Raw genomic sequence first — 9598 nt, forward strand, 5'->3', positions numbered from 1 at the left:
CTTGCCGACTTTATGAGGGAGCGCTCCATGAAGCTGAGCACTAAGATCAAGCTGCTGGTACTTGCCTCCAGTATGATGCTGATCTCAGGTTTGACTGTCGAGATTCTGCCCTTTAAAGTCTTTATTGGTTTTATGCTTGTGTACCTATACTATTATTTCATTTTTCGCATTAAAACTATCTGATTTCGGTTTTTAACTGCCCGCAGCTGTGAGAATAAGTTGCGGGTTTTTTAATATTTTTAGGTTTTTCGGAGCTAATTTCTGGACAAAATAACAGCGTACGAGTAAAAAACGAAAAATGCGATGAAAAATTTTGTTTAGGGAATCTTGTACAGCAAATCGAATTGATGCAGAATTGTAATTGAATTCGATGTTTTGAGACTAAACACAAGCTGTGGTGATGCACAAATATCAAGAATGCGCTTTCTCAGCGCAAATAACAATTTCTAAGGAGGACTATATGGATCTAGTAATAGGTATTTTATTGCTGATCACCTACTTTCTGCTGATCTTTTACGCAGCCAGAGGCGGAAATCTGATGATCGGATTTCTGGGTATGGGTGTGGTGTGGACAGCCCTATGTATTGTAGGAGGGCAACTGTCCTGGGCAGATGCTATGCGCAACATCTTCCAAGGTGGACCGGAAAGCTGGGGTGCAACAGCTGTTAACGTAATCTTTGGAAGCTGGTTTGGAAGAGTCCTTGTTGATACAGGTATTGCGAAAAAGTTGATTAGAAGCGTCACAGAACTGGGAGGAGACAATCCTCTGATCGTAACAATTCTTCTGTCGATTGTAACTGGAATTATTTTCACCTCCACATTTGGAGCAGGAGCTGTAGTTGCAATCGGTGTTATCGTTCTGCCGATTTTGATGTCCTTGGGAGTATCGAAGCCATTGGCAGTTACGAGCTACTTGATGAGTGTAGGCAGTGGTATGTACATAAACACAGTATTGTTCAGTCAAATGCAGGCAATCTTTCCTGATATGGTTTACGGCAGCAGTTACTTAAGGTGGGCATTCCCTGCTATGGCTCTTCAGCTCGGGCTGGTTGCTGCGATGCTGGCTTTTAATATGCGTCCTAGGAAACGGAGAAGAAAGGCGTGGGCACTCCAAATTGGCGATGACTTACAGGAAAAAGATATTCCAGCTATTTCGTTAATCACACCAATCATTCCTACTACACTGTCTATCGCTTTTGGATGGCTGACAATTCCCGCTTTTATTGTGGGAGCCTTGTTCGGACTAGCAGTTACAGGCAACTTCCCGTCCTTTAAAGCAGCAAGCCGGGTCATTTCCAGCACCTTTTACGATGGTGTTGTAGACGTTGCCAGTCTGCTGGGATTCTTGTTTGTGCTGCCTATCTTTAACCGAATTTCCGGTGTAGCAGCGCCGTTCTTCGAGCCTATTCTGGGCGGAGTGCTGCCCACGACTACGCTGGGATTAGTCATTGCCTTTATTCTGATTGCACCTTCAGGATTGTTCCGTGGTCCGCTGACAATTTTTGGAGCCGGAGCTGCTACCGTGGGAGTAATTAATGCTATTGGAACATTTCCAACACCTTTCTTGTTCACCCTGATGTATGTTCCGACTATTGCAATGAACCTGTCGCAGTGTCCAACTCAATCGTGGAATATGTGGGCTTTGAACCACAGTAAGGTATCCGTTAAAGATTTTCTGAAAACAGGACTGGTTTGGACCTGGGTGATCACGGCGTTGAACCTGGTTCTGGTATATTTCAACTTCGGATAAGGAGGAACCATGGATAACATAGGTGGTAATATGAAAAAGAGAAAGGTTAGAGTCGGAATTGACGTTGGCGGCACTAACACTAAAGCTGTCGCTATCGATAATGAAACTTATGAAATTATCGGTGTAGGTATTGTGCCGACAACCCATGAGCATGAACTCGGTGTTTCAGCGGGTGTTATTGAGTCCTTTAAGAAATGTTTAGATGAGAATGGTATCGATGCCAAGGAAGTCGTGTTCATCGCCCATTCTACTACGCAGGCAACCAATGCTCTGCTTGAGGGAGACGTAGCTAAGGTAGGGGTAATCGGTATAGCAAAAGGTATAGTTCCAGGGTTCCTTTCCAGAATCCAAGGCAATATTTCCGATATCATTCTCGATAAATCTGGTAAGCGCAGAATAACAACGGCATACCGGTTTATTTCCCTCAATGATTTTTCGCGAGAAACAGTGCAGGCAGCCGTTAAATCTCTTATTGACGAAGGCTGTTCGGTAATTGCTGCCAGTAAGACTTTTGGCGTAGATAATATGAAGGAAGAACTGATCGTCCAGGAAATTGCTCGGGATATGGGTGTTGAGGCTACCTGTGCCTCCGATATCTCTAAGCTGTACGGATTGAGCAGACGCACAAGAACGGCAGTAATTAACAGCTCGATTCTGCCGAAGATGATCAGCACCGCTAATTCTACGGAAGATGCGGTCAGAACTGCTGGCATTGAAGCGCCGCTGATGATCATGAGGGGTGACGGCGGTGTTATGGATATTGAAGAGATGCGAAAGCGTCCAGTGCTGACTATGCTGTCCGGACCGGCAGCTTCCACAGTCGGTGCCCTGATGCATCTAAAAATCTCTAATGGAATATTCTTCGAAGTGGGCGGCACTTCGACCGACATTGGAGTAATTAAAAATGGCCGTCCTATGATTGACTATGCTGTAGTCGGCGGCCAGCGAACCATGGTTAACTCCATTGACGTCCATACCGGGGGAGTAGCAGGCGGTTCCATGATCAGAGCAGATAACGGCAGAATCATCCATGTTGGCCCAAGATCCTGCCACATCGCCAACCTGTCCTATGTGGCATTTACCAGCCCGGATAAAATCGTTAATCCGAAAGTAGTTCAGATTACACCGGTCAAGGGAGACCCCTCCGACTATATTGCAATAGAGACTGAGGATGGTTCAAGGTATGCTTTGACTACAACCTGCGCTGCGAACGCCCTCGGATATGTAAAGGAAGGCGATTATTCCTACGGCCATCCGGAAAGCTGCGTCAAAGGCTTCGAGGCCTTAGGCAGATTCTTGAACATGAGCTGGAAGGAAGCGGCTCTTGGGGTCTTGGATAACGCCGCCGCAACATGTATTGAGATCATTGAAGAATTGATGGAGAAGCACAAAATTGAGAGAAGCCAAATCACATTGGTTGGCGGCGGTGGAGGAGCCAAGGTTCTCCTGCCGAGAACTGCTGAGATTATGGGACTTCGCCATCAGATTGCGGAGCAGGCAGAGATTATTTCCTCAATCGGAGTCGCTTTGGCGCTGGTTCGCGATACTGTGGAAAGGGTTATCCCGAATCCAACCCAAGAAGACATTATGCGTCTGAGGGAAGAAGCAGCTGACTCAGTGATCCGATCCGGAGCTACACCTGACTCAGTTGAAATCCAGATCGAAATCGACACGCAAGCGCAAAAGGTGAGAGCAATCGCTACCGGTTCTACAGAAATCGCGACTCAGGACTTGGCGCGGGTGGTTGATGAAGATGAAGCCCGCAAGCTGGCTGCCGAATCGATGGGCGCAGATCCGAGCGATGTAAAATTGGTGGTATCCAATGAATTCTTCTGGGTCTTTGGCAACCAGGTTAAAGACAAGCTGGAAATCCGGGTAGTAAATCAGAATGGTTTTGTCCAGAGGCAGCGAGAAGATGGAACAGCAGTTGCAACTACTGTCGCCGGAGTTAGATCGGTAGTAGGCAAGCTTTGGGAAGAATACCTGGTATATAAATCTGACATCATTCTAACACCGGATATCTATCTTGCCATCGGGCCAAAGATCATTGACTTCGAGGGTCTGCAGACCTTTGAGCAGCTGACGATGCTGATGGATTCAGAACTGATGATGAGATCGGGCAACGAGCCTGTAATCGCAATAGTGGCCAGAAGCCATATGTAGATTGGATAACGAGGAGAGCATCTCTCCTCGTTATCTGTATATAAGAGTTGGGGTGGGCAGGTGCCGCGGAAACATATGATATTAATAACATATGTTACCGCGGTAATTTGTTTGGGGGATACCATGTCAATAAACCATGCGATTTTGGGGCTGCTCAATCACAAGCCGATGACAGGCTAAAAAAATGAACTGAAGAAGTGGCTGCGGTGATGAACTGGCAAGTTATCGAAACACAGGGGAAAAGATATCTTCTCATCGTAAGCAGCGGCACGCTAATCGAGACTGAGCAGGAGGCTTATGACATTGTGTTTACCGATGAGGAAGGGGCTTTAAGCTGGCTGCTGGGATAAAAGCAAGGTAATCCTAATCAGGTGGTGAAATGATTAGTATGAACCGTTATTTCGTAGAACAGCTGAAAATACATCCATCGATGCAGCCGCAGGATGTTGTGAAGTTATGCTATCAGGCAGCATTTGGAGCAGAGCATCTTTTGGCCGATTTGGACAATGCCCGCCAATACCTGTTTGAGGAGTTTGCAAGCACAGAACCAGTCGATCTGCCTGTTTATGAGCATATTTCCGAACACTACTGCAGAGTGAATCTGGCGGGGTGGAAATACCACGGCTTACCGATAGAACTTTTATGGGAAATATTTGCAGAGTCCGCGGCGAGGTGTGGTGAGCGGCAGGATTTTAGGAAGCTTATGAACGAATATCTTGATACCGCTGAGGCTGTGTTGGGCAGCGAAAAGACTGCAGAGTTAACGGATTATCTTGAGGATTATTTTAACCAGGGGATTCGCCCAGTTCATCACAGTGAACAGTATCGAAAAGCAGAAAACCCGCACTATCGGGTGGTACTGCGAGAACTGCTGCCGCAGGATATCGGTACTCTTATAGAAAAGAGGGGATGAGCAATCACTAAGCATGAGATTGTCAGGGAACAACTGCAGGAGCTGTTAAAACTCAGTGAGATGGAATTTGGATACTACCGTGTCAGTGTGGATCCAATTCGGGGTAAAATTCCAATGGGTGAAGATAGAGAAATAATTGAGAGTTCGCTTCGCTGTGGGAGGGATGAAGCTCTTAAACTGCGGGAGCGGTATGGCGCTGTCAGTGCAGCTGAAATTGGTGACAAATTGGGAATTGCCGTGGAGCATAAAGACGAGCAGTCTGCGCTTGATTTTGTGTATGTCGGATTGTTTGAGTCCCCGAATAAGATCACAATTTACAATAATAACATTGAGAAAGCCGCTTCACTGCTGGAAGCGCTTGATATCACCGAACTCAACACTGATTTAAAAGATATTGTTCTTGCCCATGAGATGTTTCATTTCATTGAAGAGCATGATCCAAATTTGTACTCGAACACAAGAACGATCGATCTCTGGTCTGTCGGCAAGCTGTATACCCACAGGTCAAAACTTATCTGCACTGGGGAAATAGCGGCGATGAGTTTTGCAAAAGCACTTTTAGGTTTGAGTTTTGACCCCAATATTCTCGACTATATTTTCCTGGCAGCTTTTGACTTCAATAAAGCTGATCAACTGTTTAAGAAAATGATTAACGGCCGCAGCTGATTTTTTGGTAATATCAGTGCGTTTACCTCGGCGAATAATTTTGAACCGGATGTATAACCTAAAAGCGATGTATTGATTGCACATATATCCAGTAAGGTATGGGGAGGAACAAAGATGCAGGTAACCGCACTAGGTGCTGTGGTTGGTTTGATCTTAGCTATTGTGTTAATCATACGGGGAGTTCATCCGGTTTACGGTTTAATTCTTGGCGCGGTTGTAGGTGGTCTAGTCGGTGGAGCTGGATTGGGCGGCACAGTTTCGCTCATGATCGCCGGAGCTCAGAATATCATGTCGGCAGTTTTACGGATTTTAACTGTAGGTGTATTAGCAGGTGTTTTGATCGAATCTGGAGCTGCTACTCAAATCGCAGAGACAATTGTTACTCGGGTTGGAGAGTCCAAATCCCTGATTGCCTTAGCGCTCGCTACTTTTGTTTTGACCGCAGTGGGGGTGTTTATTGATGTTGCGGTAATTACTGTAGCGCCGATCGCGCTGGCAATTGCCTTCCGGACTAAGCTGTCTAAACCTGCCATTCTCTTGGCGATGATTGGCGGGGGAAAGGCGGGAAACATCATTTCACCTAACCCTAATACAATTGCAGCCTCTGATGCCTTTGAACTGCCCTTAACTAGTGTAATGGCAGCCGGTATTATTCCGGCGATATTTGGTTTAATTGTGACTGTGATTTTGACGCGAACCCTGATCAAGAAGGGAGATCATGTTGCGGAAGAGGAGATCTCGATCTCAGCCGAGGAAAAACCCAGCTTTTTTGCTTCGATCGTTGGACCGCTGGCAGCTATTCTGCTGCTGGCCCTGAGACCTGTCTTCAACATTACCATTGATCCTTTGATTGCCCTGCCTATTGGTGGAGCGGTTGGAGCTTTAGCGATGGGTAAGCTTAAATACCTCAATAAGTATTCACTAACCGGATTAGCGAAAATGAGCAATGTGGCGATTCTGCTGATCGGTACCGGTACTATTGCGGGCATTGTGGCCAACTCGGGGCTGAAAGATGTGATTATTAACGGTCTGCAGGGCTTGGGCTTACCGGCGTTTTTACTAGCCCGGCTGCAGGGATACTGATGTCCGGAGCTACTGCCTCAACCACTGCAGGAACGGCTGTTGCCAGTTCTGTGTTTGGCAGCACAATCTTGGGACTCGGAATTTCTCCAATATCCGGAGCAGCGATGATCCACAGCGGCGCGACTGTTTTGGACCATTTGCCCCACGGCAGCTTTTTCCACGCTACCGGAGGCAGTGTGTTTTTGGATATTAAAGAAAGACTGAAGATCATCCCCTATGAATCACTGATAGGTTTGGCACTGACTATTGTCTCGACGATCATTTATGGCATAATTCGCTAGTTCCCAATTAAAGGGAGGATACTACCAGTGAGAATTCTGATAGCTCCTGATTCATTTAAAGAAAGCATGACAGCAAAAGAAGCGGCTGATGCTATTGAGACTGGCATCAAGAAAGTAATTCCCAACGCTGATTGTGTTAAGGTTCCCATGGCGGACGGCGGCGAGGGTACGACCCAGTCTTTGGTCGATGCTACTCAAGGAAAATTGTATGAGGTAGAAGTGCTGGGACCATTAGGGGAGCCAGTCACTGCCAGCTTCGGGATGTTTGGCGACGGAAAAACAGCCGTTTTGGAAATGGCATCAGCCAGCGGAATGCAGCTGATCTCACATGAGCGGCGCAATCCCTTATTTACGACTACGTTTGGTACCGGCCAGCTGATTAAAGCTGCTCTGGATAAAGGTGCCAAGCATTTAGTGATCGGAATTGGCGGCAGCGCCACCAATGATGGCGGCGCGGGCATGTTTCAGGCGCTGGGAGGACGACTGCTGGACAAAGACGGCAACGAACTGTCTTATGGAGGAGGCTCTCTGGACCGGCTGCAGACTATCGATACCAGCCACCTTGACCCCAGGCTGCAAGACGTGACCGTAGAAGTTGCCTGTGATGTGAACAATCCCTTAACAGGAAAAAATGGGGCATCCCATGTTTTTGGCCCCCAAAAGGGAGCAACAGCAGAAATGGTGGAGCGGCTGGATCGCAACTTGAAGCACTATGCCAAGATCATCAAAGAGCAGTTGGGTAAGGATGTAGATCAGATCCCGGGCGCAGGCGCGGCAGGCGGTTTGGGTGCAGGCTTAATCGCATTTTTATCGGCTGAACTGATTAAAGGCGTTGAGCTTGTCATCCAGCATACTAAGCTAGAGCAGCATATGGCGGGAAGCGACTACATTATTACCGGGGAAGGCCGGATTGACGGTCAGACAGTTTTTGGCAAGACCATCTTTGGGATTTCTACCCTGGCAGAAAAATACAGGATCCCGGTAATTGCCTTGGTAGGCTGTATCGGACAGGGAGCTGAAGCAATGTATGATCATGGTGTAACAGCTATGTTCAGCATTCTATCGGTTTCCTGCACTGTAGATAAGGCGCTGAAGATGGGCAGGGAAAACCTCATCAAAACCAGTGAGAACATAGCCAGGGTTTTAAACCTTGTGAATATGTAAGGCCCTGCTGCAGCTGCGCTGCAGTTAAGCTCCTCAACTTGTACCTGGCATCCAGGAATGCTTCAGTGGTATAATCAACAGGTGGAGACAGGAGGAGCTTGGAAATGACTTACAGCAAAAATATTAGGAGACTTTATGCCATCCGGTTCTTCCATAATTTGATTCCTGCTTATGTGATTGAAAGGCTGTTTTGGGAGCAGCGGGGCATGACGATCCAGATGGTTGTCTTCACAGAGATAATCTATGCCATTACAGTGGTACTGCTGGAGGTTCCCTCCGGTATCGCTGCCGATAAATGGGGCCGAAAAAGAATGATGGTTTTAAATGCTTTTTTCGGCTGCTGTGAGTTTTTTATCTTGGTTTTTGCCACCAAGTTTTGGCATTTTGCCGCTGCCATATTCCTGGCGGGGATTGGAAGGGCGGCTAGCAGCGGAGCCGAAAATGCGCTGCTCTATGATTCGCTGCTTCTTCAGGGAGAGGCTGACTCTTTTGAGAAATGCCTAGGGAGATTAAATGCTTGGGATTTTTCGGCGGCAGTGCTGGCGGCCCTGAGCGGCAGTGTTTTGGCAAGCTGGTATGGATTCGAACTAAACTACTGGCTGTCCTTTGCCGGGATGCTTGTTTCTTTTGCGATTTCACTGACACTGATTGAGCCTGAAACAGCAAGCCGAGCTGATAATCCGATTCCAGCCAAAGAATACTTGAATACATCGGTTCGCTTTTTCAGTGAAAATCCGGTGGTCTGTATTGTTCTGCTTTCCGGGATGGTTACAGGTGCAGCGGTGAATTTTATCGATGAGTTTTGGCAGCTTTATATCAGCAGGTTGGGTGTTCCGGTTTTATACTTCGGATTGTTTTCAGCCGGACTGATCTTAGTAAGGCTGCCTGGCAGTGTCTTTGCCTATAAGCTGAAAAACAGGATAAACTACCGGGCTCTGATTTCAGCCGTCATATTCATATTTGCTGCTGGGATGCTGTATTTATCGGCCGTCCGGGGTTTTACTAGTTTGGTCGTGATTTTTCTGCTCTGCGCTGTGTCCGGGATTATAGATCCCATAATTTCTGGGTATCTGCATCACCGCATTGATTCCTCCATGCGGGCGACCATTGACTCGTTTCAATCCTTGGGTTTAAGGGCTGTTCTTATATTAGTTGGACTGGGGTTTGGCTATTTTTCATCAAGGTTTGATATTTTCGGCGGTTATGGTTTTATTGCGCTGGTCTGTTTTGCGTTTCTAATCTATTTCTTGGCTTCAATAAAAAGAGAAGCTGCGTAATGGGGGTGGAGAAATCTGCCCCTTATTTTTTTAGATGGCTAGTAAAATTTGGTAAGGTGCTTTATATTTATCTTAGAGAGTAAATTGAATGCAGAACTTTGAGGGAATGATAAAATTTAATGTATCTCGCCACCTAACCATTGATATTTTCGCACTGTTTTACTTAATGGGACTGCTGTACTCCAGCGTTGTCCTCCATGCCCATCGTAAGCGATTATTCTTGATTGGGATAGTTTTGACCATAGTCGTAATATTGGCCGAGATGGGTACTGTATTCACTGACGGCATCCACGGTTACCGC

9 protein-coding genes and 1 pseudogene are annotated in these 9598 nt (G+C 46.7%); all 10 read left to right on the forward strand.

Going from position 1 to position 9598, the window contains the following annotated elements:
* Positions 1 to 27 precede the first annotated feature (27 nt).
* Positions 28 to 183: a hypothetical protein gene (locus GX019_10850; protein HHT37657.1), complete on the forward strand. Its 156-nt coding sequence runs from the start codon at positions 28 to 30 to the stop codon at positions 181 to 183.
* Between the two features lie 277 nt (positions 184 to 460).
* Positions 461 to 1750 carry a citrate transporter gene (locus tag GX019_10855; GenBank protein HHT37658.1) on the forward strand — a complete coding sequence of 430 codons (1290 nt, stop codon included), beginning with the start codon at positions 461 to 463 and terminating at the stop codon, positions 1748 to 1750.
* A 30-nt stretch (positions 1751 to 1780) separates the two neighbouring features.
* On the forward strand, positions 1781 to 3913 hold the full coding sequence (locus GX019_10860) for a hydantoinase/oxoprolinase family protein (protein HHT37659.1): 2133 nt from the start codon (positions 1781 to 1783) through the stop codon (positions 3911 to 3913).
* Between the two features lie 209 nt (positions 3914 to 4122).
* Complete coding sequence (locus tag GX019_10865) at positions 4123 to 4263, forward strand: hypothetical protein (GenBank protein HHT37660.1); 141 nt, start codon at positions 4123 to 4125, stop codon at positions 4261 to 4263.
* Positions 4264 to 4301: 38 nt separating this feature from the next.
* Positions 4302 to 4826: a hypothetical protein gene (locus GX019_10870; GenBank protein HHT37661.1), complete on the forward strand. Its 525-nt coding sequence runs from the start codon at positions 4302 to 4304 to the stop codon at positions 4824 to 4826.
* A gap of 60 nt (positions 4827 to 4886) precedes the next feature.
* Positions 4887 to 5492 carry a hypothetical protein gene (locus tag GX019_10875; GenBank protein ID HHT37662.1) on the forward strand — a complete coding sequence of 202 codons (606 nt, stop codon included), beginning with the start codon at positions 4887 to 4889 and terminating at the stop codon, positions 5490 to 5492.
* A 114-nt stretch (positions 5493 to 5606) separates the two neighbouring features.
* Positions 5607 to 6856, forward strand: a pseudogene (locus GX019_10880) (GntP family permease).
* Positions 6857 to 6883: 27 nt separating this feature from the next.
* On the forward strand, positions 6884 to 8020 hold the full coding sequence (locus tag GX019_10885; GenBank protein HHT37663.1) for a glycerate kinase: 1137 nt from the start codon (positions 6884 to 6886) through the stop codon (positions 8018 to 8020).
* A 104-nt stretch (positions 8021 to 8124) separates the two neighbouring features.
* Positions 8125 to 9297, forward strand: coding sequence for an MFS transporter (locus tag GX019_10890; GenBank protein HHT37664.1), 1173 nt, complete (start codon positions 8125 to 8127; stop codon positions 9295 to 9297).
* Between the two features lie 88 nt (positions 9298 to 9385).
* Positions 9386 to 9598: hypothetical protein (locus GX019_10895; protein ID HHT37665.1), on the forward strand; the 213-nt coding region annotated here is incomplete at its 3' end.

It is taken from the genome of Bacillota bacterium (assembly GCA_012837335.1).
In the GTDB taxonomy this organism is placed as follows: Bacteria; Bacillota; Limnochordia; order Darwinibacteriales; family DTU012; genus DTU012.

Coding starts and splice junctions, on each gene's coding strand:
- GX019_10850 (HHT37657.1), top strand. CDS start 28: ATGAAGCTGAGCACTAAGATCAAGCTGCTGGTACTTGCCTCCAGTATG.
- GX019_10855 (HHT37658.1), top strand. CDS start 461: ATGGATCTAGTAATAGGTATTTTATTGCTGATCACCTACTTTCTGCTG.
- GX019_10860 (HHT37659.1), top strand. CDS start 1,781: ATGAAAAAGAGAAAGGTTAGAGTCGGAATTGACGTTGGCGGCACTAAC.
- GX019_10865 (HHT37660.1), top strand. CDS start 4,123: ATGAACTGGCAAGTTATCGAAACACAGGGGAAAAGATATCTTCTCATC.
- GX019_10870 (HHT37661.1), top strand. CDS start 4,302: ATGAACCGTTATTTCGTAGAACAGCTGAAAATACATCCATCGATGCAG.
- GX019_10875 (HHT37662.1), top strand. CDS start 4,887: ATGGAATTTGGATACTACCGTGTCAGTGTGGATCCAATTCGGGGTAAA.
- GX019_10890 (HHT37664.1), top strand. CDS start 8,125: ATGACTTACAGCAAAAATATTAGGAGACTTTATGCCATCCGGTTCTTC.